Annotated in this window: 30 protein-coding genes; 17 read left to right on the top strand and 13 right to left on the bottom strand. The window is 67.8% G+C overall.

From position 1 onward, the window contains the following. The first annotated feature begins 48 nt into the window (after positions 1-48). The 3 genes from E0L93_RS01580 to E0L93_RS01570 all read left to right on the top strand — a co-directional run bounded on the left by E0L93_RS01580 (position 49) and on the right by E0L93_RS01570 (position 1,706). Positions 49-1,011 (top strand): LLM class F420-dependent oxidoreductase, encoded by a 963-nt coding sequence (locus E0L93_RS01580; RefSeq protein ID WP_132687540.1) that lies wholly within the window; start codon positions 49-51, stop codon positions 1,009-1,011. 11 nt (positions 1,012-1,022) lie between these two features. Beyond that, positions 1,023-1,283, top strand: a complete 261-nt coding sequence (locus E0L93_RS01575; RefSeq protein ID WP_132687538.1) for a hypothetical protein — start codon at positions 1,023-1,025, stop codon at positions 1,281-1,283. Between the two features lie 228 nt (positions 1,284-1,511). Beyond that, positions 1,512-1,706, top strand: a complete 195-nt coding sequence (locus E0L93_RS01570; RefSeq protein ID WP_132687536.1) for a hypothetical protein — start codon at positions 1,512-1,514, stop codon at positions 1,704-1,706. Between the two features lie 6 nt (positions 1,707-1,712). Here E0L93_RS01570 and E0L93_RS01565 read toward each other — a convergent pair whose 3' ends face one another. Beyond that, positions 1,713-3,203 carry a carboxypeptidase M32 gene (locus tag E0L93_RS01565; RefSeq protein WP_132687534.1) on the bottom strand — a complete coding sequence of 497 codons (1,491 nt, stop codon included), beginning with the start codon at positions 3,201-3,203 and terminating at the stop codon, positions 1,713-1,715. Positions 3,204-3,258: 55 nt separating this feature from the next. Beyond that, positions 3,259-3,621: a hypothetical protein gene (locus E0L93_RS01560; protein WP_132687531.1), complete on the bottom strand. Its 363-nt coding sequence runs from the start codon at positions 3,619-3,621 to the stop codon at positions 3,259-3,261. 402 nt (positions 3,622-4,023) lie between these two features. Between E0L93_RS01560 and E0L93_RS01555 the strand changes: the two genes are divergently transcribed. Both E0L93_RS01555 and E0L93_RS01550 read left to right on the top strand, forming a co-directional pair. After that, a complete protein-coding gene (locus E0L93_RS01555) occupies positions 4,024-4,335 on the top strand; it encodes a DUF6788 family protein (protein WP_132687529.1) in 312 nt (103 codons plus the stop codon). Positions 4,336-4,373: 38 nt separating this feature from the next. Then, positions 4,374-4,940 carry a Uma2 family endonuclease gene (locus E0L93_RS01550; RefSeq protein WP_132687526.1) on the top strand — a complete coding sequence of 189 codons (567 nt, stop codon included), beginning with the start codon at positions 4,374-4,376 and terminating at the stop codon, positions 4,938-4,940. Positions 4,941-5,026: 86 nt separating this feature from the next. On the opposite strand, the gene E0L93_RS01545 is transcribed toward E0L93_RS01550, so the two are convergent. Together E0L93_RS01545 and E0L93_RS01540 are read right to left on the bottom strand one after the other, a co-directional pair. Continuing rightward, positions 5,027-5,533, bottom strand: coding sequence for a pyridoxamine 5'-phosphate oxidase family protein (locus tag E0L93_RS01545; protein ID WP_132687524.1), 507 nt, complete (start codon positions 5,531-5,533; stop codon positions 5,027-5,029). Continuing rightward, complete coding sequence (locus E0L93_RS01540) at positions 5,530-6,015, bottom strand: YbaK/EbsC family protein (protein WP_243638060.1); 486 nt, start codon at positions 6,013-6,015, stop codon at positions 5,530-5,532. The genes E0L93_RS01545 and E0L93_RS01540 overlap by 4 nt, the downstream gene beginning before the upstream one ends. Positions 6,016-6,163: 148 nt before the next feature. On the opposite strand from E0L93_RS01540, the gene E0L93_RS01535 reads away from it, so the two are divergent. The 3 genes from E0L93_RS01535 (at position 6,164) to trxB (ending at position 9,182) form a co-directional block, all read left to right on the top strand. Then, a complete protein-coding gene (locus E0L93_RS01535) occupies positions 6,164-7,339 on the top strand; it encodes a GNAT family N-acetyltransferase (RefSeq protein WP_132687519.1) in 1,176 nt (391 codons plus the stop codon). Between the two features lie 69 nt (positions 7,340-7,408). Beyond that, a complete protein-coding gene (locus E0L93_RS01530; protein WP_243638059.1) occupies positions 7,409-8,104 on the top strand; it encodes a TerC family protein in 696 nt (231 codons plus the stop codon). 61 nt (positions 8,105-8,165) lie between these two features. Then, positions 8,166-9,182 (top strand): thioredoxin-disulfide reductase, encoded by a 1,017-nt coding sequence (trxB, locus tag E0L93_RS01525; protein ID WP_132687517.1) that lies wholly within the window; start codon positions 8,166-8,168, stop codon positions 9,180-9,182. 1 nt (position 9,183) lies between these two features. On the opposite strand, the gene polX is transcribed toward trxB, so the two are convergent. After that, positions 9,184-10,893, bottom strand: a complete 1,710-nt coding sequence (polX, locus tag E0L93_RS01520) for a DNA polymerase/3'-5' exonuclease PolX (RefSeq protein WP_132687514.1) — start codon at positions 10,891-10,893, stop codon at positions 9,184-9,186. A 184-nt stretch (positions 10,894-11,077) separates the two neighbouring features. Between polX and E0L93_RS01515 the strand changes: the two genes are divergently transcribed. The 5 genes from E0L93_RS01515 to lepB all read left to right on the top strand — a co-directional run bounded on the left by E0L93_RS01515 (position 11,078) and on the right by lepB (position 13,826). Continuing rightward, positions 11,078-11,869, top strand: a complete 792-nt coding sequence (locus E0L93_RS01515; protein ID WP_132687512.1) for an undecaprenyl-diphosphate phosphatase — start codon at positions 11,078-11,080, stop codon at positions 11,867-11,869. Between the two features lie 9 nt (positions 11,870-11,878). After that, a complete protein-coding gene (locus E0L93_RS01510; protein WP_132687509.1) occupies positions 11,879-12,040 on the top strand; it encodes a TSUP family transporter in 162 nt (53 codons plus the stop codon). Continuing rightward, the gene (locus E0L93_RS15650; RefSeq protein WP_165874095.1) at positions 12,040-12,252 is read left to right on the top strand and encodes a hypothetical protein; all 213 of its coding nucleotides are present in this window, start codon (positions 12,040-12,042) and stop codon (positions 12,250-12,252) included. The genes E0L93_RS01510 and E0L93_RS15650 overlap by 1 nt, the downstream gene beginning before the upstream one ends. 68 nt (positions 12,253-12,320) lie before the next feature. After that, positions 12,321-13,205, top strand: coding sequence for a cation diffusion facilitator family transporter (locus E0L93_RS01505; protein WP_165874094.1), 885 nt, complete (start codon positions 12,321-12,323; stop codon positions 13,203-13,205). 42 nt (positions 13,206-13,247) lie between these two features. Then, positions 13,248-13,826, top strand: a complete 579-nt coding sequence (lepB, locus tag E0L93_RS01500; protein WP_132687504.1) for a signal peptidase I — start codon at positions 13,248-13,250, stop codon at positions 13,824-13,826. Between the two features lie 7 nt (positions 13,827-13,833). On the opposite strand, the gene malQ is transcribed toward lepB, so the two are convergent. After that, complete coding sequence (gene malQ / locus E0L93_RS01495) at positions 13,834-15,288, bottom strand: 4-alpha-glucanotransferase (protein WP_132687612.1); 1,455 nt, start codon at positions 15,286-15,288, stop codon at positions 13,834-13,836. Positions 15,289-15,462: 174 nt separating this feature from the next. On the opposite strand from malQ, the gene hpt reads away from it, so the two are divergent. Further along, the gene (gene hpt, locus E0L93_RS01490) at positions 15,463-16,011 is read left to right on the top strand and encodes a hypoxanthine phosphoribosyltransferase (protein WP_132687502.1); all 549 of its coding nucleotides are present in this window, start codon (positions 15,463-15,465) and stop codon (positions 16,009-16,011) included. Then, complete coding sequence (locus tag E0L93_RS01485; RefSeq protein WP_132687499.1) at positions 16,011-16,259, top strand: hypothetical protein; 249 nt, start codon at positions 16,011-16,013, stop codon at positions 16,257-16,259. The genes hpt and E0L93_RS01485 overlap by 1 nt, the downstream gene beginning before the upstream one ends. A 2-nt stretch (positions 16,260-16,261) precedes the next feature. Here the strand turns inward: E0L93_RS01485 and E0L93_RS01480 are convergent, their stop codons facing one another. Together E0L93_RS01480 and E0L93_RS01475 are read right to left on the bottom strand one after the other, a co-directional pair. Next, a complete protein-coding gene (locus E0L93_RS01480) occupies positions 16,262-17,017 on the bottom strand; it encodes a CDP-alcohol phosphatidyltransferase family protein (protein WP_132687497.1) in 756 nt (251 codons plus the stop codon). A 199-nt stretch (positions 17,018-17,216) separates the two neighbouring features. Continuing rightward, complete coding sequence (locus E0L93_RS01475) at positions 17,217-18,902, bottom strand: ABC-ATPase domain-containing protein (protein ID WP_132687494.1); 1,686 nt, start codon at positions 18,900-18,902, stop codon at positions 17,217-17,219. A gap of 132 nt (positions 18,903-19,034) precedes the next feature. Here E0L93_RS01475 and E0L93_RS01470 point away from each other — a divergent pair, with 132 nt between their 5' ends. Then, positions 19,035-19,265, top strand: coding sequence for a ribbon-helix-helix protein, CopG family (locus E0L93_RS01470; RefSeq protein ID WP_207890261.1), 231 nt, complete (start codon positions 19,035-19,037; stop codon positions 19,263-19,265). Positions 19,266-19,364: 99 nt separating this feature from the next. Here E0L93_RS01470 and E0L93_RS01465 read toward each other — a convergent pair whose 3' ends face one another. The 4 genes from E0L93_RS01465 to purE all read right to left on the bottom strand — a co-directional run bounded on the left by E0L93_RS01465 (position 19,365) and on the right by purE (position 22,512). Further along, complete coding sequence (locus tag E0L93_RS01465) at positions 19,365-19,568, bottom strand: hypothetical protein (protein ID WP_132687492.1); 204 nt, start codon at positions 19,566-19,568, stop codon at positions 19,365-19,367. A 1-nt stretch (position 19,569) separates the two neighbouring features. Further along, a complete protein-coding gene (gene trpS, locus E0L93_RS01460; RefSeq protein WP_132687491.1) occupies positions 19,570-20,565 on the bottom strand; it encodes a tryptophan--tRNA ligase in 996 nt (331 codons plus the stop codon). Between the two features lie 298 nt (positions 20,566-20,863). Then, positions 20,864-22,030: a 5-(carboxyamino)imidazole ribonucleotide synthase gene (purK, locus tag E0L93_RS01455; RefSeq protein ID WP_132687489.1), complete on the bottom strand. Its 1,167-nt coding sequence runs from the start codon at positions 22,028-22,030 to the stop codon at positions 20,864-20,866. Continuing rightward, positions 22,027-22,512, bottom strand: coding sequence for a 5-(carboxyamino)imidazole ribonucleotide mutase (purE, locus tag E0L93_RS01450; protein WP_132687487.1), 486 nt, complete (start codon positions 22,510-22,512; stop codon positions 22,027-22,029). The genes purK and purE overlap by 4 nt, the downstream gene beginning before the upstream one ends. Positions 22,513-22,646: 134 nt before the next feature. Between purE and E0L93_RS01445 the strand changes: the two genes are divergently transcribed. Next, positions 22,647-23,375 carry a heparan-alpha-glucosaminide N-acetyltransferase gene (locus E0L93_RS01445; protein ID WP_132687485.1) on the top strand — a complete coding sequence of 243 codons (729 nt, stop codon included), beginning with the start codon at positions 22,647-22,649 and terminating at the stop codon, positions 23,373-23,375. On the opposite strand, the gene E0L93_RS01440 is transcribed toward E0L93_RS01445, so the two are convergent. Next, positions 23,372-24,100 carry an IclR family transcriptional regulator gene (locus tag E0L93_RS01440; protein WP_132687484.1) on the bottom strand — a complete coding sequence of 243 codons (729 nt, stop codon included), beginning with the start codon at positions 24,098-24,100 and terminating at the stop codon, positions 23,372-23,374. The two genes, E0L93_RS01445 and E0L93_RS01440, sit on opposite strands and share 4 nt — an antisense overlap. Positions 24,101-24,109 lie beyond the last annotated feature (9 nt).

The raw sequence follows: 24,109 nt of genomic DNA, 5'->3' as shown, positions 1-24,109 counted from the left end.
GGCGGGTAGCATCTCCGTGATGTGCCGGCGGACTCTGGAGGTGTGTGGATGGTTGAGATCGGATACACGATGATGTGCGAGCAGCGCTCGCCGGGAGACCTGGTCCGGGATGCGGTCCACGCCGAGCGGGCCGGCTTCGACTTCGCCGTGATAAGCGACCACTACCACCCCTGGCTGGAGGCTCAGGGGCACTCTCCCTACGCCTGGTCGGTGCTCGGGGCGGTCGCCCAGGCGACGGAGCGCATCCCGTTGATGACCTACGTAACCTGTCCGACGATCCGCTACCACCCGGCGGTCGTGGCCCAGAAAGCCGCCACCGTCTCGCTGCTCTCCGGCGGGCGCTTCTCTCTAGGACTTGGGGCCGGAGAGAACCTGAACGAGCACGTGGTAGGCGCGGGCTGGCCGCCCGTGGACGTGCGGCACGAGATGCTGGCCGAGGCGGTCGAGATCATCCGGGACCTCTTCGGCGGGGGGTACGTCACCTACCGCGGCGCCCACTACGCCGTGGAGGACGCCCGGCTGTTCGACCCACCGGAGGAGCCGCTCGAAGTGGGGATAGCCGCGAGCGGCCGGGAGTCCTGCAACCTGGCCGGAGAGTACGGGGATTTCCTGATCGCGGTCGAGCCCGAGAGGGAGCTCGTGCAGATGTACCGCGAGGCCGGAGGGGATGGCGGGAAGGCCGTGGCCCAGCTGCCCGTCAGCTGGGGTCCGGACGAGGCCGAGCGCCGCAGGATAGCTCACGAGCAGTTCTCCTGGCTGGCTGCCGGCTGGAAGGTGATGGCCGAGCTGCCTAACCCCGTAAACTTCGAGGCCTACACGCAGTTCGTGCGGGAAGACGATGTCGCAGAGCTCGTCCCGTGCGGTCCGGAGGTCGAGGGGATCGTGGAGGGCGTCAAACGGTTCGCAGACGCCGGCTTTACTCACGTCGCGCTCGTGCAGATCGGCGACGCCCAGCAGGAGTTCTGCGAGTTTTACCGGAGCAAGCTCGGGCCGGCTCTGAAGGAACTCTAAGAGAGGTGCCTGTGGAGGAGCAGCAGGTAGAGGCCGGGGGCAGGATCAAGCGGCGGGAGGAGCCGGAGTTTCTGCGGCAGTTTGGTACGCCCTTCGCCCTGGTGGACGAGATCGGGGGGGAGGTCTCATACGCGCTCAAGAGCGACACCGAGGAGCTGGAGGAGTACGCCGGGCGGTCCGTCCGGGTGCGCGGCTTCCTGGTGGAGGGCTTCCCGGTCGAGCCGGGAGCACCCGGCTACATCAGCGTCACGGAGGTCGTTGGGGAGGGGTGAGCCTGGAGTGCGAGGTGGAGATCCCGGCCGGGGAGCGACCCTGAGGGGGAACCTGGCAGTGCCGGAGAGGTAGCGGGCTTGGCCGGCGGGCCCCGGTCGAGCTCGGCGCGGAAGAGAAGGAGCTTGAGGTAGTCCCCGGGGCCTCGCACCTCTTCGAGGAGCCCGGCGGGCGGCCGGTTTAGCTCCCTTCCCGCACCGGGTATCCCCTTTAGGGAGGAGGTGGATAGCATGAGCAGCCGTTCGAGGAAGAGATCCAGAGAACCCCTGAGCCCGGAGCCGGAGGCGACGCCGCACGTGCCCGGGGAGGGCAAAGGGAGCCCTTCCTCCCGCCAGGAAGAGTCCCGCGAACCCTCCGAGGACGAGGAGAAGCGCCGGGTGGCCCGCAGGCTCAGAGATCGGGAGGCCGGCGATCAGGAATCGTAGCCGGCCTCAGCCGGAGAGGTAGCGCGCCTTGAGGTGGCGCTTGAAGACCTCCGAGTCGAGCGGACGGCCGGTAGCTTCGGAGATCAGCTCGTCCGGGCTCCGGAGCGCACCCTTCTCGTGCACGTTCTTCCGCAGCCAGTCCAGCAGCGGCGCGAAGTCTCCCCGCTCGATGCCGGACATGATCTCCGGTTCCTCCCGCCGGGCGGCGTCGAAGAGTTGTGCGGCGCTCATCGCTCCCAGAGTGTAGGTCGGGAAGTAGGCGAAGAGCCCCTCGTACCAGTGGATGTCCTGAAGGCATCCGTCGCGGTCGTCCGGCGGGACGACCCCGATGAGCTCCCGCATCCCCTCGTTCCAGGCCCCGGGCAGGTCTTTTACCTCCAGGCCGCCCTCGACCATGGCCTTCTCCAGCCGGTAGCGCAGGATGACGTGCGCCGGGTAGGTCACCTCGTCGGCGTCTATGCGGATCAGGCTCCGCTCCACGCGCGTGCAGCGGCGGTAGAGGTTCTCCGGCTCCCACGCCGCTCCGCTGCTGCCGAAGATCTCGCGCATCACCGGAGCCGCGAACCGGAAGAACTCCGGACTGTGTCCGGCCTGCTTCTCCACCAGCAGCGACTGGCTCTCGTGCAGGCTCGTACTGCACGACTGGCCGACCGGCTGCAGACGCCACCTCCGCGGGAGCCCCTGCTCGTAGAGAGCGTGTCCGGTCTCGTGCAGCACGGTCAGAAGCGACTTCATGGGGTCGTTCTCGTCGTAGCGGGTGGTGACGCGCACGTCCTGCGGCATCCCCATGCAGAAGGCGTGGAGGCTGGTATCGAGCCGGCCGTGGTCGAAGTCGAAGCCGAGGGTCTCCATCATCTTGAGGGCTATCTGCCGCTGGCTGCTCTCGTCGAACGGCCCTCCGAGCGGCGGTATCTCCGGCTCCCGCTCCTGCCTGGCGAGCACCTCTTCCAGGAAGTCCGGCAGGAAGGCGGCGAAGTCGTCGAAGAGGCGGTCTATCTTCTCCGAACTGCCCCCCGGCTCGTACTCGTCGAGCAGCGCGTCATACGGCGGGATGCCCAGCTTCTCCGCTTTGGCCCGGCCCGCTTCCCGCACGAGCTCCAGCACGCGCTCCAGACCGGGCCGCACGGCGGCGAAGTCGTTCGCGGGGCGCGCCTCGCGCCAGACCATCTCGCATGCGGATCTCGCCCGCGAGAACTCGGAGATGAGCTCTGCATCCAGGGCGCCCGCGTGGACCCAGGACCGCCGCATCTCCCGCAGGTTGGCGGCCTGCCACTCATTGAGGCCGCCCTCGCGCTCCGCCTCATCCAGCAGCTTCTCTACTTCTGGGTCGGTGAGCAGCTCATGGCAGACCACGCTGAGCGCCGCCAGCTGCTCCCCGCGCGCTCCGGCGCCCCCCCGCGGCATCATGGTCTGTGTGTCCCAGTGCAGCAGGCTCAGGGCACCGTACAGGTTCCCCAGCCGCTCGAAACGCTTCTCCAGCCGCTCGTAAGCTCGCATTCGCACCTCTCTAGCAAGAAATCCGGGCCACGGGCGACTATATCACGTTCCCGGCCTACCCGAAGAGGCCGACCAGGGCGCAGGGAGCGCCGAGCAGGAAAGAGAGCGCGAAGGCGAGGGTGAAGAAGACGTTCTCCTCCGAGACGTAAGTGTAGAGGCGGCTGTAGTGGAGGACGAACAGGATGGAGGTTGCCGAGATCCCGCCCATCAGGACCGCCGTCACGCGCAGGGTCTCCAGCAGCCCCAGGTACCCTACTACGGTGTCGGCGTGTAGGAGCAGCAGCCCGAACCACGTGAGCGCGCCGAGCGTGCTGAAGGCGAAGACCGCGCCCAGACCGCAGAGCACCGGCCGGGAGAAGAGCGGCCCCCGGACGTAGGCATGCAGCTCATCTTCCCTCTTGGCGGGCCTGGGAATCACCGCCCTTAATATATCCCGTCTCGCGCCAGACCTCCAAGCGGCCGCGCAGGTCCCCGGTGTGCAACTCCAACTCCGTGCCATCCGGGTCGAGGAAGTTGACCGTCATGCCGCCACCGCGCTCGACTGGGTTGCGGACCCGGAGCGGTGGCCTCGGGACCCGGTCCAAAAGGGCTCCTCTTCGTACCCACATACGGCTTCAGCCTATGGTATATTTCGTGTACGCGCACACATACACAACATTTGCGACAGTCCGGCGTTTGCGGCGCGGCCCAAAGAGGGCAATCATTTTGAGAGTATCGGATATACCGCTTCTCGAAGTCGGCTGGCTTTGCGGGGGAGGGGGCTGACGCTCGAGAGCTACCGGGTTTTAGGGGGATAGAGGGTAGTATAGAAAGGAGCAAAGTGGAACTCAGGGCGATTCTCGAGGCTCTGCCGGGGTTGGAGGATGACGAGCTGCAGAGGCTGGATCGAGCTCTGCACCAGAGGATGGAGGCTCAGACGGGGCGTCCGGCCTCCGAGGTGGTGGAGTACCGGCCTTACAGCGACGGCGTTCTCCAGTCGGAGATCCGTTACTACACCCGGAGAGACGGGAGCCGACGTCCTCGGGGGCCGTACTGGTACTTCCGCTACCATGAGGGCGGCAAGCAGAAGAAGCTCTACCTCGGGAAGACCGACGACCCGGAGGGGGCGCTGGTGGAGAAGCGAGGGGGCTGATATGGAGAATATGGAGATCAGCGAGGGAGGAGCGTGAGATGCTACCGGCGGAGGTCACCAAGCACCGTTTCACGGTCGAGGAGTACCACAAGATGGGCGAGGCCGGCGTCTTCGGCGAGGACGACCGGGTCGAACTCGTCGACGGGGAGATCGTGGAGATGACCCCCATAGGCTGGCGCCACGTCGAGGCTGTGGACCGGATCGCGCGCTTGCTGTGGGGCTGGGGCGAGGATCGCCACCGCGTGAGCGTGCAGAACCCCCTGGTGCTTCACGAGTACGGTGAGCATCAGCCGGACCTGATGCTGTTTTCGGAGGGATTCTCCCGCCTTTCTCGCTTGCCCGAGGCCTCCGACGTGCTCCTGGTGGTCGAGGTAGCCGACAGTTCACTCTCCTACGACCGGGCCGTCAAGCTGCCACGCTACGCCGCAGCGGGGATCCCGGAGGTGTGGATCGTGGACCTCACGGGCTCCGAAGGCGCGCTGGAGCTCTACGCACACCCCCAGGCCGGACGCTACCTCGTCTCTCGCCGGTACGGACCCGGCGATCCGGTCGTCTCCGTGACCGTGGAAGGTCTGTCGCTCCCCGTGGACGAGGTCCTGCCGTGAGGGGACGCCGGGAGGTCTACGGGTGAGCCGCCCCGGGAGACTCGTGTGTGTTTCGGGCCTTTCGAAGCCCTTGCACTAGCACACCTTCATCCCGGAAATCGATCCGGATACAGAGCAAAGGTATAGAGCACGTCCGGGTCTATTCGCAGGTATACGGCCTCGCCCCACGCGCGGATGTCCTGGCCGCCGCTAGATATGTACAGCTCGTTCAGCGCCTCGAACTCCGGCTCGCCGGCCGGGATCAGGGCTGCCCGGCCGTGGGCGATGATCGCAAGCGCGCTCCCCTCGTAGTACGTGAGGCTGACGGCCGGACGCCGGGCGACGTGCCGGGCGCGGGCAGCCGCTGCCACCGTCGGGATGTGGAAGGCCCCCCGGTAGAAGAGGGCGCCCGTGGGCGCGACGCGCGGCTCGCCCCGCTGCGTGACCGTCGCCAGGGCCACGTTTCTTATCCCCCGCAGGTGGTTGGCGAGTTGCTCCGCCGAGAGCGAGTGCTCCGGCATCCGGAACGAGCTGCGCAAAAACTCCCCGGCCCGCCCGATGCTGCGCTCCAGCAGCTCCTGCAGCCGCCGCAGGTCCTCCGGAGTCTCTCTCACTTCGTGACCGCCACCTTGCCGCCGGTCATATCCGCAAGCTCGTTTGGGGCGAGCCGGAAGACGTGGTTCGGCGTCCCGCCCGCGGCCCAGACCTCGCCGTACCGCATCAGGTCCTCGTCTATGTAGGTCTGCAGCCGCTCCGGGTGGCCGACCGGCGGCACACCCCCGATGGCGAAGCCCGTGTGCTCCCGGACGAATTTCGCGTCGGGCTTCTCGACGGGTTCACCGGCGAGCTTGCCGATCTTCGCCACGTCCACCCGGTTCGCGCCGCTGGCGAGGATAAGGATCGGCCGCCCGGAGTCCCGGCCCCGGAAGACGAGGGATTTTACGATCTGGCCCACCCCGCACCCGACGGCTCGCGCTGCTTCTTCGGCGCTGCGGGTGGTCTCTTCGGTCTCCACAACGCGGTGCGGATAGCCGCGGCTCTTGAGCTCTTCCTGCACCCTCTGCGCGCTCGGGGGCAGCCTCTCGGGTATGCGCAACGCTTCCTCACCTGCCTTCACTAGCCGGCCGCAAACCTGCGCCAGCAACCCTACCACAATTCCCTGGGCGGGTGGACGCGCCGCGTTCCGCCGGTTACGCTGCCGTTGTGCGGCGCTGAAGCGCCGCGGAAGATAGAGAGGGAGCTCCTTGAGAGTACGCACTTTCGAAGAGAGAGACATAAAACCGCTCGGGAAGCTCTTGTCGCTGGCCTTCGGCGGCGCTCCCGGCGAGAGCGAGGAGTACTACGACCCGGAGAGGAACCCCCGGCTGGACCCGGATCTGGTCTACGTCGCGGAGCTGGATGGCGGGGTCCGGGCGACCGCCACGGTGCTGCCGCTGGAGGTGTTCGTGGACGGCGGGCCCGCTCCGATGGGCGGCGTCGCGGCGGTCGCGACCCACCCGGCCTACCGCCGGCGCAGGCTCGCCGGGGAGCTCATGCGGGCGGTCCTCGGCGGGATGCGGGAGCGGGGGCTGCATCTCTCCATGCTGGACCCCTTCGAGCACTCCTTCTACCGGGCCTACGGTTGGGAGCTCGCGGGCGACGCCGTGCTGTACACGCTCGAGCCCGGCCGGCTCGCCCGCAGCCCGGAGCAGAAGCACCTCCGGGCGTACCGGGGCGGGGATCTTGCGCGCATGAGAGAGCTCTATGAGCGGCAGGGGCAGCGGCACCAGCTCTGCGTGCGGCGGGGGGAGGGGAGCTGGAGGAAGATCCTCTCCGGCGAGGAGCTGGAGGCGGCCGTCTATGCGCCCGGCGGTGAGGTGGAGGGGTACATCATCTACCGGCACAAGAGGTGGCCGGAAGGCAGGAGGCCCGCGCGCACGCTCGTGGCGGAGGAGCTGGTCTGGGGCACGCCGCGGTCCCTGAGCGCGCTGCTCTCCTTTCTCGGTTCCTACGACTCCAAGGAATTCGACATCCGGCACTACACCTCTCCCGCGGAGCGCCTGCACCCTCATCTGGAGAGCGCGCACGTAAAGATGGAGCTGGAGCCGGACAACATGCTCCGGCTGGTGAGCGTGGAGGGAGCGCTGCGGCTGCTGGAGCGGTCCGCTGCGGAGCCGCTGGTGCTGGAGGTCTCAGACGAGGTGCTGGCGGAGAACGCCGGGGAGTACACGCTCGGGGGCGGGGAGGCTGTCCGCGGAGCGGAGGTGGCGGAGAGGGTCGCGCTGGACGTACGGCGGCTGGCGCAGCTCTACGCCGGGTATCTCTCCGGGGAGCAGCTCGTCCGGCACGGGCTTGTGCGGGGGACGGAGCGGGGGCTTGAGCTGCTGCAAGAGCTCTTCCCGGACGCCGACCCCTGGCTGTTTCCGCTCGATCACTTCTAGATCGGGGCGATCGGGGGTACAATTAGCGGATTCCTGCAGGAAAAGGGGACATAACGGGAGGCAGCGGTCTTGCTGGAGTTCATAAACCTGGACACGCTTTGGCGCTTCGCCGGCATCCTCCTCATCGACCTCATCCTCTCCGGGGACAACGCGGTCGTCATCGCGCTCGCCGTGCGCAGCCTGCAGGGGCCTGCGCGGCGGCGGGCGATCCTGCTCGGCGTTGCGGGCGCCATCCTCCTGCGCATCTTCTTCGCGCTCATCATCAGCTACCTGCTGGCCATCCCCTTCCTGCAGGTAGCCGGCGGCCTGCTCCTGCTCTGGATAGCCTGGAGGCTCGTGTTCCAGGAGCACGACGGACACGAAGAGGTGCGGGAGGCGCGGAGCCTCTGGGACGCGGTCAAGATCATCATCCTGGCCGACGTGGTCATGTCGCTGGACAACGTCGTGGCGCTAGTCGGCGTGGCCGGCGGCAACGTGTGGCTCGTCGCCATCGGCATCGCGCTCACCATCCCGCTCGTAATCTTCGGGAGCACCATCCTGGCGGCCCTCATGGACCGGTTCCCGTGGATCGCCTACGCCGGGGCCGCTCTGCTCGTCTGGGTCTCGGTGGAGATGATCTTCCACGACCGCGCCACGAAGGACATTGCCGAGTTCATGGGCGTCTTCGCCGTCCGCGCGGTGGGGGTTGTGGCCGTACTCGCCTTCCTGGCCCTCGTCCTCCATTTCCGGCGGGTGCGGCGGAAGAAGAGCGAGGGGGCGGCTTGACGGTGATGGTAAAGTCTTGCAGAGAGAGGCTGTAGAGCTGGCATAGCGAGAGGAGCGCAGATTGTCGGATAGCAAGGTCCGCGACGTGGTTATCATCGGTTCCGGTCCGGCCGGATACACGGCCGCCCTGTACGCCGCGCGTGCCAACCTGGACACCGTTGTCTACCAGGGGATCGAGGTGGGCGGACAGCTCATGCTCACCACCGAGGTGGAGAACTACCCCGGCTACCCGGAGGGGGTTACGGGGCCGGAGATGATGGAGGATTTCGAGAAGCAGGCGGCGCGTTTCGGGGCCGAGATGCGCCCGGACAACATAGCGCGGGTGGACTTCTCCGGGCGGCCGTTCGGGCTGTGGCCCGAGGGGACGGAGGAGCCGGTACTGGCGCGGGCCGTGATCATCGCCACGGGCGCGAAGGCCAAGTGGCTCGGCCTCCCGGGCGAGCAGCGCCTGATGGGCCGGGGCGTGAGCAGCTGCGCCACCTGCGACGGCTTCTTCTTCCGGGACAAGCGCGTGGCGGTCGTCGGCGGCGGCGACACCGCGATGGAGGAGGCCCTCTTCCTCACCAACCACGCCGAGAAGGTCACCATCATCCACCGGCGCGACGAGTTCCGGGCTTCCAAGATCATGCTTGAGCGCGCCCGCCGGAACGAGAAGATCGACTTCATCGTCAACACCGTGGTCGAGGACGTGCTCGGCGAGGAGAAGGTGGAGGGGCTCCGGCTCCGCAATGTCAGGACCGGTGAGGAGAGCGAGCTTGCGGTGGACGGCTTCTTCGTCGCCATCGGTCACAAGCCCGCGACGGAGATCTTCCAGGGGCAGGTGGAGATGGACAAGGGCGGCTACATCCTCCAGAAGGAGCACACGATGACCAGCGTGCCCGGCGTCTTCGCCGCCGGAGACGTCTCGGACAGGCGCTACCGGCAGGCCGTGACCGCCGCCGGAGACGGCTGCCGGGCGGCCATAGACGCCGAGCGCTGGCTGGAGGAGCAGGGCGAGGCCGAAGACGCCGAGGACCCCGCCAGATGGGGTCTCGACAAGGAGCCCGGGAAGGCTCCGGCCAGACCCCGCAGCAGGTAGCCTACTTACCGGCCGCCAGCCACCGCTCGAACTCCGGGAGCGGCAGGCAGTTTATTACACTCTCCCTGCTGACCCAGGCCCGGCGGGCCTGCGAGACGCCGAACTTCATGTACCCCAGCGCCCGCTCGTCGTGGGCGTCGGTGTCTATGGTTATCCGGACGCCGGCCTCCACGGCCTCGCGGACGTAGGGAACGGCGAGGTCCAGGCGGTCCGGATAGGCGTTCAGCTCCAGCGCGGTGTTCGTCTCCCGGGCCTCCCGGATCAGGCGCGATACGTCCACCGCGTAGGGGTCGCGGTGGTTCAGGATGCGCCCGGTCGGGTGCCCGATGGTACGCACATAGGGGTTGTGCATGGCGCGCACGATGCGCTCCGTCATCTCCTCTTCGGGCATCCCGAACGCCGTGTGCACGCTGGCGACCACGAAGTCCAGCTCGGCGAGCAGCGCGTCCTCGTAGTCCAGCGTGCCGTCCCGGAGGATATCCACCTCGGCACCGCAGAGGAGCCTTATCTCGCCGTAGCGCTCGTCCGCCCGGCGGACGGCCGCCAGCTTCTCGAGCAGCCGCTCCGGAGGCAGGCCCCTGGCGACGCGCAGGCTCTGGGAGTGGTCGCAGAAGGCCAGGTACTCGTAGCCGAGCCCGATCGCGGCTTCGGCCATGCTCTCTAGGGTGCCCTGGCCGTCGGAATAGTTGGTGTGGACGTGCAGATCGCCCCGGATGTCTGAGAGCTGGATCAGCTCGGGCAGTTCGCCCCTCTCGGCGGCCTCTATCTCGCCCCGGTCCTCGCGCAGCTCCGGCGGGATGTACGGCAGGCCAAGCCGCTCGTAGATCTCCTCCTCGGTCGCTGCGGGCTCGTACTCGCCGTCCTCCCCGATGCGCCGCAGGCCGTACTCGGAGATGTTGAAGCCCATCTTCACCGCCCGCTCGCGCAGGGCCACGTTATGGGCCTTGCCGCCGGTGAAGTGGTGCAGCAGCGAGCCGAAGGCCTCGGGCCGCACTATGCGCAGGTCTATCTCCACCCCGGCGCACTTCACGAAGACCTTCGCCGGGCCGTGCGCCAGCACCTCCCCCACGAACGGCGCGCCGGCGAACGCGTCGGCGAGCGCCTGCGGGTCCCGGCTTGAGGCTACGAGGTCCAGATCGCCGATCGTCTCCTTCTGCCGCCGCAGGGACCCGGCCACCTCGGCCCTGTCTGTGGCCGGGTGCCCGCGCAGAAACTCCAGCATGCGATCCGCGAGCACGGTAGCCTCATCCAGCAGCATCCGCCGCTCCTGCGCGTCGTACTTGCGGGCGGCCTGAAGGATCTTCTCCTCGCTCTTCCTGCCGAAGCCCTTGAGCCCGGCGATGCTGCCCTCTTTCAGCGCCGCCAGCTCCTCCACGCTCGTTATGCCCAGCTCGCGCCAGAGCCGCCCGGCGGTGCGCGGCCCGACGCCGGGCAGGCGCGTCACCTCGACCAGACCGGGCGGTATCCGCTCCTGGAGCTCGGCCAGAATCTGCGGGGTGCGGTCTTCGGCCAGCTCCCGGATCGCCTCCGCCGTCGTCGGCCCGACGTGGGGCAGCTCCCGCAGATCCCCCACCTCGCTCACCGGATGCCCCAGAGCGCTCACCGCTTCGGCTGCCCGCTGGTAGGCCAGCACCCGGTAGTGCTCCTCGCCGTCGATCTCCATCAGGGTGGCGATGGTCTCCAGCGCCCGGCGGATCTCCTCGTTCTGCACGCGGCGGCCTCCGTTTCAGCTTCTCGGCGGTCTGTGACGTCTCAGACCGGATTATACGGGGAGGCGCTGGAAATTCCCGGTGCGGGCGTGTATGGTTCGTGCGGCAACGTAGTCTCGGGAAACCGCAGAGCGATGAGGGGGAATCTGATCTCTCGGGCCTCATCCCCGGAGTGGTAGCTGCCGGATGAACGTTCTGGAAGCCTTCGTGCTGGGGGCTCTGCAGGGGCTGACCGACGTGCTGCCGGTCAGCGCTTCCGGACACCGGGCGTTCGTGGGGCAGGCCTTCTTCGGAGAGGAGAGCTACAGCCCGGACCTCCTCGGCGCGCTGAACCTGGCGACCGCTCTGGCCGTGCTGCTGGCCCTGCGGGGCGAGGTGGTAGAGATCCTCCGCTCGCTGCGCTCCGGCCGGGGACCGGGGCGCCGGGTGAGCTTGCTGGTCGCGGCGGCGGTGACGCCCGCGGCCGTGATCCTCTACACCTTCCGCGAGGCCGCCTCCGGGGTCTACGACAACCTCTTCGCCGTCGGGGTGCTGCTGCTGGTCTCGGGACTGCTCCTGTACATCGGGGAGGAGCTCGGCAAGCGCACCCGGCCGCTGGAGTCCCTGAGCCCGCCGGGCGCGATACTCGTCGGGCTCCTGCAGACGCTGGCCGTGCTGCCGGGTATCAGCCGCCCGGGGGCCGCCATCTGCGGCGCGATGCTGGCCGGGATCACGCGCGAGGGTGCCGCCCGCTTCGCGCTCCTGCTCTCGGTGCCCCTCCTGAGCGCCACCGGGCTGTGGCGCCTCTTCTATCTGGAGTCGGTCGAATCCCCGGATGCCAAGGCCCTCATCCTGAGCTGCCTTACCGCCCTTGTCTGCGGGTATGCAGCCGCCCGGCTGCTGCTCGTCCTGGCCCGCGAGTTCTCGATGATGATCTATGCCTACTACTTGTGGACCGCCGGGGTCGCAGTGATCCTCTACGCCGCGATGTTCGGCTAGAATACCTCCGTGGACGCACTGCAGCTCCTGATACTCGCCCTTCTGGGCTTCTTCGGAGGAGCCCTCTCGGGTCTGGCCGGTGTGGGCGGCGGCGTGCTGATGGTCCCCCTGATGGTGCTCGGCCTCGGACTGCGCCCGAAGGTGGCCATAGAGCTACCAGCCTCGCCGTAGTGCTCTTCGTCGGCGTCGTAGGCGCCGCCGGATACTTCGCCACCGGCTTCGACCGCTTCGCAGCACTCGTGCCCCTGGTCGCCGGATGCGTCGCCGGAGCGTGGCTCGGAGTACGCGACCTCACCCCGGATGCCTACCTGCGCGGCGGATTCGCCCTCTTCATGGTCGCGGTCGCCATCCGGCTCTTCGCCGACGCTGCGAACATCGTTTAGCATGCTCTAAACATTTTCTTTTCATTTGCAGGAATTTTATGCTTCCGGAACGTGGTATAGTTGCGATTATGGGGCGCAAGGTCCGCACGGAGCTCATAGCCATTTTCTCGAACGCTGCGATCCTGACCTTCAAGCTACTGGCCGGGATCGTAACGGGTTCGGTAAGCATCGTTTCGGAGGCGGTGCATTCGGCTTCGGATCTGGTGACCTCTTGTGTGGCGCTCATTGCCGTCTGGAGGTCTGAGGAGCCGCCGGACAGGAATCACCACTACGGGCACGGGCGGATCGAGAACCTGGGCGGGGTAGTTGTGGGGTTCATGCTCTTCGGGGCCGGGGTGTGGGTGATCTCCGCTGCCGTCCGGCGGATTCTGCATGGGGGGGAGATAGCGTACGTGGGGGCCGGCATCGGGGTCATGGCTGCTTCTGCGGTCATAAACCTCTTCGTGGCGCGGTGGTTGTTGAAGGTGGGTCGGGAGACCGACTCGCGGGCCATAGAGGCGGACGGGTACCATCTGCTCACCGACGTGTGGTCGGCTGCGGGTGTGGCGCTGGGGTTAGTTGCGGTATGGCTTACGGGCTGGACCGTGCTCGACCCGATAATCGCGGCGGCCATAGGGCTTCTGATCCTGTGGACGGCGCTCCGGCTGATGAGTCAGGGGTTCAGGGTGCTCCTGGACGAGAGCTTGCCGGAGCGGGAGATGGACCTGCTGGGACGGATCATCGAGGAGCAGAGCCGGTTGGAGCCGCGCATCCGGGGCTTCCACAAGCTGCGGGCCCGCAAGAGCGGTCCGCACCGCCACATAGACTTCCACCTGCAGCTGGAGCCGGAGACGCCGGTGCGGGAGGCGCATCTCATCTCCGATACGCTGGAGGAGAAGATCCGGGAGAACCTCCCCAACTCGGACGTGCTCATACATCTGGAGGACGACCGGAGTCTGAGGCGGACCCGGTGACGGTGAAGCATCCGGGGCCCGGGTGCGGTATGCTTACCCCTCATGGAGCGCTTCAAGGACACCTCAAGCCAGCCCAGCCGCCGCGAGATTCGGGAGGCCCGGCGCCGCAAGGGTGGCGGGGCGCTGGAGTTCCTGCTCATACTTGCCATCTCGTTCGCGCTGGTCTTCGGGGTTGTGCGTCCGTTCATCGTGGAGGCCTTCTACATCCCCTCGGAGAGCATGGAGCCCACCCTGCAGGTGAACGACCGGGTGCTGGCGGCGAAGTTCGTCTACTACTTCACCACGCCCGAGCGGGGGGATATCGTGGTCTTCCGGAGCGTCGAGAATCCGGATGAGGATCTGATCAAGCGCGTCATCGGGCTGCCGGGAGATACGGTGGCGATCCAGGGCGGCACGCTCTTCGTCAACGGTCAGCCCCGGCAGGAGCCCTACGTGGCCCGCGGCGTTGGCGGCTTTGCGACCTTCGGCCCGGTAACCGTGCCTGAGGGGCACTACTTCATGATGGGGGACAACCGCTCCAACTCCCAGGACTCCCGGGTCTTTGGACCGGTGCCGGAGGAGAACCTGATCGGGGACGCCTTCCTGCGTTTCTGGCCGCCGGGCCGAATAGGACTCATCTAGAGAACCGCTACCTGTTGTAGAGGCGGGACAGCTCGCGCAGCCGCTGCGCCAGCTGCGGAGCAGCTGCGTCCGGCCGCATCCGCCACTGCCAGTTACCGGCCGGGGTGCCGGGCGTGTTCATGCGGGCCTCGCTTCCGAGCTCCAGGAGGTCTTGCATGGGGATGACGGCCACGTCCGCCACGGACGAGAGCGCGAGTCGCACGAAGTCCCAGACGGAGGGCTCCTCGCGGCCGAGGTAGCGCCGGGCGAAGCTCCGTTCCTCCTCCGTAGCCGAGGCCCACCAGCCCGGGGTGGTGTCGTTGTCGTGGGTGCCGGTGTAGACGACGAAGTTGGGGTCGGTGTAGTTGTGCGGCAGGTATTCGTTCTCCGGGTCCGTGAAGGCGAACTGGAGCACCTTCATACCCGGCAGTTCGTAGCGCCGCCGCAGCCTCTCGACCTCCGGAGTGATGGTCCCCAGGTTCTCCGCAACCACCGGGAGCTCCCCCAGTTCGGCCCGCAGGGTCTCGAAGAGCCTCGCCCCCGGTCCCTCTACCCACCGGCCGTTCCTGGCCGTGGGCTCCCCGGCCGGGATCTCCCAGTATGCCTCGAAGCCCCGGAAGTGGTCTACGCGCACGATATCGCAGAGGGAGAGCGCCATGCGCAGGCGGCTCTTCCACCAGCCGTAACCCTCGCGTTCCATCGCGCTCCAGTCGTACAGCGGGTTGCCCCAGAGCTGGCCGGTCTCCGAGAAGTAGTCCGGGGGCACCCCGGCGACCACGCTCGGGTCTCCTCCGGAGTCCAGGTGGAAGAGGTGCTGGTTGGCCCAGACATCGGCGCTGTCGTGGGCGACAAAGATGGGGATGTCGCCGAAGATCCTCACCCCGCGCCCGTTCGCTGCCCGCCGCAGATCCCAGAAGTGCCGGAAGAACAGGTACTGCGCGAAGCGCTGGAATTCGAGCTCGTCCGCGAGCTCGCGCCGGGCCTCCTCCAGCGCTGCCGGATCGCGCGTCCGCAGCTCCCGGCCCCACTCGTTCCAGGCCCGTCCCCCGTGCGCGCGCTTGAGCGCCGTGAAGAGGGCGTAGTCCTCCAGCCACCAGCCGTTGGCCCGGCAGAACTTCCGGAACCCCGGCGGGGGAACGAAGCGTAAGTGAGCCCGCCGCAGGAGCTCCCGCTTGAGCTTTCCGGCGGTCGTGTGGTCCACTGCGTCCCCCGGCGCATCCGGTGGCGCCTCGTCCAGCAGCCCGTCCCGCACCAGCCGCTCGGTGCTTATGAGCAGCGGGTTTCCGGCGAAGGCCGAGTAGGACCGGTAGGGGGAGCCGTCGGGCCCGACCGGCCCCAGGGGGAGCATCTGCCAGATCCGCTGCCCGCCTGCGTGCAGGAAGTCCAGAAACCGGTACGCCTCCGGACCCAGCTCGCCGATCCCGCACCCTCCCGGCAGGGAGGTCGGGTGCAGCAAGACACCGCCCGAGCGTGCGAACCTCATCTGGCGGTTGTCAGGCCACTTGCGTACACGGAGCCTCATTATAGAGAAGGACGACTCTCCGGCGGGAGACGGGCCGCTGCGACTCCAATCCTCTCCGAACCTCGAGGGTGGGGGCACGCTACAATATCCGCTGCAAGGGCGTGTGAAGGCTGCACCGGGGGTTTTGCGGACCGGATGTCGGAACCGAAGCTCGATGTCAGGGAAGTGCTGCTCTCCGCGGAGGAGATCCGGGAGAAGGTGGACGAGCTGGCGGGAAGGATAACGCGGGACTACCGGGGAGAGAAGCCGCTCCTGGTCGGCATCCTGCGCAGCGCGTTCGTCTTCCTGGCCGATCTGATGCGCCGGATGGACCTGCAGTGCGAGGTGGACTTCATGGAGGTGAGCTCCTACGGCACCGGGACCGCCTCAAGCGGCGTGGTGCGCATCCTCAAGGACCTGCAAGAGGACATAACCGGCCGCCACGTCATCCTGGTTGAGGACATAGTGGACTCGGGGCTCACCCTCTCGTACATCCTGCGCACGCTGCGGCAGCGGGACCCGGCCAGCCTGGAGGTCTGCGCCCTGCTGACCAAGCCCTCCCGCCGGGAGATAGAGGTTCCCGTCAGGTATCTGGGATTTGAGGTGCCGGACGAGTTCGTGGTCGGCTACGGCATAGACTACGCCGGCTCCTACCGCAACCTGCCCGAGATCTGCGTCCTCAAGCCCGAAGCCTACGGAGGGTGATGCCGGACGGGGAAAGAGAGCGCTTCGGCCCCGTGCCGCCCGCCACAGGCTTCGAGCTCTACCGGTACCGGAGCGCCGGACGCATGCGGACCCGCGGCTGGAGCGGGCTCTACTGGGCCCGGAGGACCCCGGCCGGAGACTACGAGCTGATGAGCGTCGCCACGAACGAGGGCGAGCGCCCGGTGCGGGTCGGCACCTTCCCCAGGGAGAGCTTCGAGCGGCTCTACGAGAGGGTCGAGTGGGACTGACCCTACTCCCCGGCCGGAACGGGCTCGGTCTCCGGCTCCGGGCGGCGGACGGTGAGGTAGAGGCTCAGGGCCACGTAGTAGACGAGGTAGAGCAGGGAGAGCAGGACCGGCAGCGGGGCGGGTTCGGGCATCTGGAGCAGGATCGCAGCATAGCAGAGCACCCACAGCCCGGTCAGGCTCAGCGTCAGCCTGCGGAACGCGCGGGTGCGCGAGGGGTAGACGTAGCGGATCGGGATGAAGACCAAGAGCGAGCAGACGAGCAGGATGAACCCCACGGTGTTGGGAGCGAGGTCGAGAACGATGGCGTAGAAGGCCACCACGTTCCAGTAGCTCGGGAAGCCCAGGAAGAAGTGGTCTTCGGTCTTGGCGTCCACCCGGCAGAACTGGTAGCTGGAGGCCAGGAGCGGCAGCGCCGCCAGCGCGACCCCGAACATCCCTGCCGGCAGGTACCCGCTCATCCACAGCAGTACCACCGGGGCCAGCACGTAGGTCATGTAGTCCACGATGTCGTCCAGGCGCCGGCCGTCGAAGCCGGGCAGGGCTTCGCTCACCCGCAGACGGCGCGCCAGCGTGCCGTCGGTGCTGTCTATGAGGAGCGCGATAAGAAGCAGCCACAGCGCCTGCGTTACGTTGCCGTCGAAGGCCGCAAGCAAGATTAGCATGGCAAGCACGGCACCGCTCGCCGTGTACAGATGCACGGCGTACGCCCCGGCCCGGCGCTTCCGGGAGGGTTTGTGATGCGCACCCGGATCCTCCATTCCCACTATCATAGCAGGCGGAGAGAGATCGCATATCAGGAGGCTGAGCTTGGAGCAACGGTTCAGACCGGCGGACGAGGAGTTCGAGGCCAGGGTGCGCGCTGGCCGGCGGGGAGGAGAAGCCGGTCGCCGCGATGCTCGCAACCATGATGTGCCTGCACGGACGGCCCGACGAGGCGGCGTTCTCTAAGCCGGGCTCTCAGCCCGTGGTCGCCTGGAGCGACCGGATGCGGTTGATGGCGCCCGCGATCTCCTGCGGGCGCGGCAGGCTAAGCTCTCCGGGATGTCCCCGGAAGTTCCCGAGCGAGTCCAGCCCGTTCTTCTCTATGGAACGCACCGCCGAGTCCACCACCTCCGCGACCGCCCGGCTTCTGCCCCCAGCGGCGAACTCCCCGATGATGCGGCCGATGGCCTCCGTCTGGCCCGGTTCGGCGAGCTGCTCCAGGTAGGTGAGATCCACGCGCTCCCGGCCCAGCTCGACCGTAGCGAGACCTTTGCCGCGGGCCACCTCCTTGCGCCCGCGCGAGAGGTCTATGGAGGCCGCCCGCACCCTCCGGTTCATGGGCGGCCGCACCTCCCCCTCCTCGTGCGAGGTGCGGCTCGGGTAACGCTCGCGCACCTCGCGGGCGCGGCGCGTCGCGTCGCAGGGCCGGTAGTTCTCCAGTAGGATCACGCGGTCCGCCACGTCCAGGTAGTCCCCGACGCCGCCCACGACCACGATGGTCGAGACCCCCAGGTCCCGGTGCAGCGGCCGCACCGCGTCTATGAACGGCGAGATCGGCTCCAGCTGCACCAGCTCGCGCATGCGCTCGTCCCGGATCATGAAGTTCGTCGCGCTGGTGTCCTCATCCACCAGCAAGAGCGAGGTCCCGATCTCCAGCGCCTCGGCTATGTTCGCCGCCTGCGAGGTGGAGCCCGAGGCGTTCGGGGTCGAGAAGTCCGCCGTGGACTGCCCGCCGGGCAGGTCCCGGATGAAGCTGGAGATGTCCACTCCCGCCACGCTCCGGCCGTCTTCGGCCCTTATCTTCACCGCGTCCTCCCTCGTGACGACCAGCTCCCGGCCGTCGCCCGGCACGTGGTCGTAGACGCTCCAGGCCAGGGCGGAGAGCAGCGTGCTCTTGCCGTGGAAGCCGCCCCCGGCGATGAGCGTCACGCCCTCCGGGATACCCATGCCGGAGATCTCGCCCCGGTTCGGCAGCTCCACCGCGACGCGGAACTCCTCCGGGCTCTCGAACGGCACGGCGCCCTTCCCGAGCGGCCGGTCGCTAGCTCCGCTCTCGCGCGGCAGGATGGCCCCGTCGGCCACGAACGCCACAAGCCCGAGCTCGGGGAGCCGGTTCCGCAGGTGGCTTGCGTCCTCGACCGTCTCTACGTGCTCCCGCGCCGCTCCTTCATCTACTCCGGCGGGAGTGAGCGCGGTCTGCACAACCTCCGGCAGCTCGTCCAGGAGCATCGCCCGGGCGGCCCGGGCGTCCACCGTTCGGCCCCGGGCCGGGAGGCCGACCGCCATGCGGGCCTCGACATAGCCGCTTTCGACCACGATCGAGGAGCGGGGGAGGACGACCTGGGAGGTGCGCTGGATCTCGACCCGTCCGCTCTTGCCCGAGCCTCGGTTGCCTCTGACCGTCCGGCGCACCGCCTGCTCAACCGCCCGGTTCAGGAAGTCCTCGAAGGCGGTGCGGCGCACGGGGTTGCGGAAGAGCTCCGGGGCGAAGCGGTTCTCTTTCGTCCGCACCCGCACCAGAGAGGGCGGCGCGAACGGGTCGCGCTGCACCTTATCTACGAACAGGGTGAACTGCCCGAAGTCGTAGGAGCCCTGCAGGTCCTTGTACGCCCCGTAGCCCTTGCGGTCTATGCGGCTGAGAATCGCTTTCAGGCGGTTCATTCTCGCTCTCCTCCGTCTGTGAGCTTCCCGTTCTGGCTTGCACACCCACACTCTAGGCCCTGCCGAACCGGATGACCACCCCGGCCGTTGAAGTCGGCAAACACATGTAATATATGGTGCGTTTTAGCTGCGATGATGGAGAAGACCACGCTCTACCTGCCTGCGGAGCTGCACCGGTCCCTCAGGGAGGTCGCCCGCCGGGAGAAGAGATCTCAATCGGAGATCATAAGGGCTGCCATTGAGGAGTATCTGGCCGGGAAGCGGCGTCCGGTGCTCAGATCCATCGGGATAGGGGAGGATGGGGAGCTGGCCGCCCGGGATTCCGAGGACTGGCTCCGTGCAGAGTGGGGGCGGCGTCTCTGATCTCCCTGGACACCTCCGGCATACTCGCTTTGCTGAACCGCCGTGATCCGGACCATGAGTCGGTGAGGGGTGCGCTGCTGGCGGACTCTGGGCGGATCTCTATTCTTCCCTGAGCCGGTAGAGCGGCTTGTCGGGGCGGCCGCTCTTTTGGATCTCTATCCGGCCCTCGTCTTCCAGCTCCCTGAGTGCGTTGCGGATCTTTCGCTTGTCCTCTTTCAGGATGCGGTGCCAGTCGGTGGTGGAGTAGAGCACGCCCTTCGGCACCGTCCGCAGGATCTTCAGGATCCTCTCCTTAACCTCCACGCTAGTCCAGCCCCATTCTGGCCCACGCAGTGTGCAGGTTCGGCCTCGCCGCCTCCCGGGCCCGCCCGGCCCCGCTCTCCAGCAGCTCGTCCAGCTCGGCCGGGTTCTCCAGCAGCTCCAGCGCCCGCTCCCGGACCGGAGCGAGGCCCTCGACCACGATCTCGGCCAGATCCTTCTTGAAGTCCCCGTAGCCTCTGCCTGCGTACTCCGCCTCGATATCCGGGATCTTACGCTCCGTCATGGCGGCGTAGATCTGGAGCAGGTTAGTTATGGCGGGCTTCTCCGGCGCGGCCACGATCTCGGTGCCGGAGTCGGTCACGGCGCGCCGGATCTTCCTCCGGATCACATCCGGCTCATCCAGGATGGCGACGTAGCTCGCGGGGCGCGGCGAGCTCTTGCTCATCTTCTCCTCCGGTTCGTCCAGCGCCATCACGCGCGCGCCGGTCTCCAGGATCATGATCTCCGGCACCACGAAGGTCTCGCCGTAGAGGTGGTTGAACCTGCGGGCCAGCGTGCGGGTGAGCTCCAGGTGCTGGCGCTGGTCCTCGCCGACCGGCACCAGGTGCGCGTTGTAGAGCAGGATATCCGCCGCCTGCAGCACCGGGTAGTCAAAGAGCCCGACGCTCGCCGACTCCGCGCCCTCCTTGCGGGACTTGTCCTTAAACTGCGTCATGCGCGAGAGCTCGCCGAAGCGGGCTATGCAGTTCAGCAGCCACGCCAGCTCGGTGTGCTCCGAGACCCGGCTCTGGCGGAAGATGGTGCAGTGTTCCGGGTCGAGCCCCACGGCCAGGTAGATGGCGGCGACCTCCCGGATCTTCTCCCGCAGCACCTTCGGGTCCTGCGGGACGGTGAGGGCGTGCAGGTCCACGATGCAGAAGTAGTTCTCGTAGTCCTCCTGAATGGCCACCCAGTTCTTCAGAGCCCCCAGGTAGTTGCCCAGATGCAGATTGCCGCTCGGCTGAATGCCGGAAAAGACACGCTTTCTCTCGTCTGCCATAAGCTCCTCTTCGACTTCCTCGGCGGAACAAGCCGCTCTAGTCTTGCCTGACTCCGGAATTATCGTACGGTGGGGTGCGGGGCCGCTACGGGAGCGGCCACCACCGGCGGGCGGTGCGGAACGGGATCGTGTGACCTTGATCCATCATCTAAACCTCAGTATAGCGCCGATCGTGCGGGCTGTCATATGTAGGTCGGGCAACCTGCCGGAACTGCGGGAAACGGGGCTTGAAGCGCGTCCAAGCGTCATTGAGCGGGGTCCTTCAGTCGCATCGAACATCCGGCAGAAACCGCCGCCCTTACGTCTGGGCGGCTTCTCTCTGAGAGGCCCAGAGCCCGGTCCTCTCGACCCACCGGAGGGCCGCTTCGGTGTCGGGGGCGAGGAGGGTTATGTGGCCCATCTTGCGTTTGGGCTTCGCGCTGGCCTTGCCGTAGATGTGGACCTTCGGCACCACGCTGCCGCCGGGGGCTATCTTCCCCTGGGAGAGAAGCCGGATCACCGGCTCCAGGTGCTCGCCGAGTATGTTGACCATGACCGCCGGGGTGAGGAGGGTGGTCGGGGCGAGCGGGAGGTTGCATACGGCCCGGAGGTGCTGCTCGAACTGCGAGGTGAGGCAGGCTTCTATGGTGTAGTGGCCGGAGTTGTGGGGCCGGGGGGCGAGCTCGTTGACGTAGATCTCGTCCCCGCCGGCCCAGAACATCTCCACCACGACGAGGCCCACCACGCCGAGCGCCTCGGCGATGCGCACCGCGATCCGGCGGGCCTGATCCTGCACCTCCTGCGGGATGCGGGCGGGGACGATGGAGAGATGGAGGATGTTGTCGGCATGGACGTTCTCGGCAGGGGGGAAGGTCTCTACCTCCCCCTGCGGGGTGCGGGCCGCGATGACAGAGAGCTCTTTCCGGAAGGGGATAAACCGCTCAAGCACCAGCTCGGTCCCGGAGAGCTCGGAGAAGGCCTCCGGGGCCTCCGCCTCCGAGCGGATGACGCGCTGGCCCTTGCCGTCGTAGCCGCCTGTTGCGGTCTTGAGCACGCAGGGGGTGCCAAGCCGCCCGAGAGCTTTCCGGAGGTCCTCCTCGCTGCGCACCGGCTCGTAGGGGGCGACCGGGGCCCCTGCCTCCTCCACGGCCCGCTTCTCGCGCAGCCGGTGCTGGGTGGTGTGGAGCAGAGCGCTCCCCTGCGGGACGTAGGCCTCCTGCTCCAGCATCCGCGCCACCCCGGCGTCCACGTTCTCGAACTCGTAGGTGATCACGTCCGAGGCTGTAGCCAGCTTGCTTGCGGCCTCGCGGTCGCTGTAGGGGGCCACGATCTGGCCGCTTGAGACCTGCCCGGCCGGGGCGTCGGGGGCCGGGTCGAGCACCAGAAACCGGTAGCCCATGTGCCCCCCGGCGAGCGCCAGCATGCGCCCGAGCTGGCCCCCGCCCAGCACGCCTACCGTGCTCCCGGGGAGGATGGTGCGGTTCACGAGAGATCACCCCCCTCCAGCACCTCCCGGCGCACCCGCTCCCGGCGCTCCTCGAGGCTGTGCCGGATCTCCGGGTCTCGGACGGCGAGGATCTGGGCTGCCAGCAGGCCGGCGTTGGTAGCCCCCGCCCGGCCGATGGCCACGGTGGCCACCGGGACCCCGCCCGGCATCTGGACGATGGAGAGCAGCGAGTCCAGCCCGTTCAGGCTCGAAGACCTGACCGGCACCCCGATCACCGGCAGCACCGTCTTGGAGGCGACCATCCCGGGAAGGTGCGCCGCCCCTCCGGCCCCGGCGATGATCACCTCGAGCCCCCGCCGGGCGGCGCCGGCGGCGTACTCGAACATGAGGTCCGGCGTCCGGTGGGCCGAGACCACGCGCTTCTCGTATGGGATGCCGAGCTCCTCCAGCACCTCGCAGGCGTGCCTCATCGTCTCCCAGTCCGATGCGCTGCCCATGATCACGCCTACCCTGGCGGCCACGACACCTCCTCCCGCACTCTCCATCGCCGGAAAAGCAGTGTAGCAGACCGCCGGTGGCGGCGGGAGTTCCGGCGTTAAGACCCGCAACTTCACACCGGTTGGGCGGGTCTTAACGCCGGGTGTAAGATAGCTTCATGCACCGCCGGTTGTGGGAGGTAGACGCTCTGCGCGGGGTGGCCCTGATCGCGATGGTCCTCTACCACCTCTCGTACGACATCGCCATGTTCGGGCACTTCGACCCGGACTTCTTCCGGTCGGGGATCGGGTTGTGGACCGGCCGTACGATAGGGAGCACCTTCATCTTCCTGGCCGGGGTCTCGCTCACGCTCAGCTACCGGCGGGCGAGCGCTGCCGGGGAGGCGGGCTGGCGGAAGTACGCGCTGCGGGGCCTCAGAATCTTCTGCTACGGGATGCTCATAACGCTCGTCACCCTGCTCGTGATCCCCGACGAGCCGATAATCTTCGGCATCTTGCACCTGATCGGAGCCTCGATCCTGCTCTCTTATCCTCTCCTGCGCTTCAAATTGCTGAACGTGGCGCTCGCCCTGGCGTTCGTCACAGCGGGGGTCGCGGTCTACGGAACGCCCGGAGACTCCGTCTGGCTCGCGCCTTTGGGCCTCCCGCCGTTCTCGATGGTGGACTACTGGCCGCTCTTTCCCTGGTTCGGGATCGCACTGCTGGGCATCGCGGCCGGAAACGCCTTCTACGGTGAACGACACCCGGAGGCCGCAAAACCCGCCCCCCCGCTCGCGGGTGGCCTGGCCTTCCTGGGCCGCCACTCGCTCTTTATCTACCTCGTCCACCAGCCGCTCCTGATCGCGGCCCTGATCCTGCTCGGCGCCGGCAGCCTGGAAGCGTTCTAAGATCCGCGGCCCATAAGAAGGCCCTCGATCTTGCGCGCCGCCGCCACGACCGGACCCGCTAGCCGCCCGCCGGGCCGCTCCCCGAGCCGGGCGATGGGACCACTGACACTCACGACCGCAACCACGCCCCCCACAGCACCGAAGACCGGCGCGCTCACACTGGCGACCCCCTCCTCCCGCTCGGCGACGCTCTCGGCCCAGCCCCGCTCCCGGATCTCCGCCAGGTCCGCCTCGTCCAAACCATGCCGCCCCCGGTCCCCGGCCCAGGCCAGGATCACCTTCCCCGCCGATCCCCGCTCTAGCGGCAGCACCGCCCCCACCGGAACCGTGTCCCGCAACCCGCTGACCCGCTCGACCGCCGCCACACAGACCCGCGTGTCTCTCTCGCGCACATATAGCTGCGTACTCTCCCCCGTGACGTCCCGCAGCTCCTCCAGTACCGGCCGCGCCGCAGAGATCACGCCCGCACCCCCCAAAGCTCGCTCGCCCCACCCCAGAAGCCGCAGCCCGAGCGAGTACCGCCCATCCTCCCTTACCACCAGCCGGTGCGCCTCCAACGCCGAGAGCAGCCGGTAGACCGTCGCCCGCGAGTACCCCGTCCCCCCGACCACCTCCGCTAAAGTAGCCGGCCCAGACGCAGCAAGAAACGCCAGAATCGCCACCGCCTTGTCCAGCACCCCGACACCGCTCTTGCTTCCCGCCGCCCCTTGTTCTAAACTGCTCATATATTGGAC

The sequence above is a fragment of the Rubrobacter taiwanensis genome (assembly GCF_004337705.1).
Lineage (GTDB): Bacteria > Actinomycetota > Rubrobacteria > Rubrobacterales > Rubrobacteraceae > Rubrobacter_C > Rubrobacter_C taiwanensis.
Note: the sequence above shows the minus strand (reverse complement) of the source record. Positions and strands in the feature narration are given on the sequence as shown.

Bases quoted from the DNA above. Each gene is read 5' to 3' on its own strand.
- E0L93_RS01580 (WP_132687540.1), top strand. From the start codon at position 49: ATGGTTGAGATCGGATACACGATGATGTGCGAGCAGCGCTCGCCGGGA.
- E0L93_RS01570 (WP_132687536.1), top strand. From the start codon at position 1,512: ATGAGCAGCCGTTCGAGGAAGAGATCCAGAGAACCCCTGAGCCCGGAG.
- E0L93_RS01565 (WP_132687534.1), bottom strand. From the start codon at position 3,203: ATGCGAGCTTACGAGCGGCTGGAGAAGCGTTTCGAGCGGCTGGGGAAC.
- E0L93_RS01550 (WP_132687526.1), top strand. From the start codon at position 4,374: ATGCTACCGGCGGAGGTCACCAAGCACCGTTTCACGGTCGAGGAGTAC.
- E0L93_RS01515 (WP_132687512.1), top strand. From the start codon at position 11,078: ATGAACGTTCTGGAAGCCTTCGTGCTGGGGGCTCTGCAGGGGCTGACC.
- E0L93_RS01505 (WP_165874094.1), top strand. From the start codon at position 12,321: ATGGGGCGCAAGGTCCGCACGGAGCTCATAGCCATTTTCTCGAACGCT.
- lepB (WP_132687504.1), top strand. From the start codon at position 13,248: ATGGAGCGCTTCAAGGACACCTCAAGCCAGCCCAGCCGCCGCGAGATT.
- malQ (WP_132687612.1), bottom strand. From the start codon at position 15,288: ATGAGGTTCGCACGCTCGGGCGGTGTCTTGCTGCACCCGACCTCCCTG.
- hpt (WP_132687502.1), top strand. From the start codon at position 15,463: ATGTCGGAACCGAAGCTCGATGTCAGGGAAGTGCTGCTCTCCGCGGAG.
- E0L93_RS01485 (WP_132687499.1), top strand. From the start codon at position 16,011: ATGCCGGACGGGGAAAGAGAGCGCTTCGGCCCCGTGCCGCCCGCCACA.
- E0L93_RS01480 (WP_132687497.1), bottom strand. From the start codon at position 17,017: ATGGAGGATCCGGGTGCGCATCACAAACCCTCCCGGAAGCGCCGGGCC.
- E0L93_RS01475 (WP_132687494.1), bottom strand. From the start codon at position 18,902: ATGAACCGCCTGAAAGCGATTCTCAGCCGCATAGACCGCAAGGGCTAC.
- E0L93_RS01470 (WP_207890261.1), top strand. From the start codon at position 19,035: ATGATGGAGAAGACCACGCTCTACCTGCCTGCGGAGCTGCACCGGTCC.
- trpS (WP_132687491.1), bottom strand. From the start codon at position 20,565: ATGGCAGACGAGAGAAAGCGTGTCTTTTCCGGCATTCAGCCGAGCGGC.
- E0L93_RS01445 (WP_132687485.1), top strand. From the start codon at position 22,647: ATGCACCGCCGGTTGTGGGAGGTAGACGCTCTGCGCGGGGTGGCCCTG.
- E0L93_RS01440 (WP_132687484.1), bottom strand. From the start codon at position 24,100: ATGAGCAGTTTAGAACAAGGGGCGGCGGGAAGCAAGAGCGGTGTCGGG.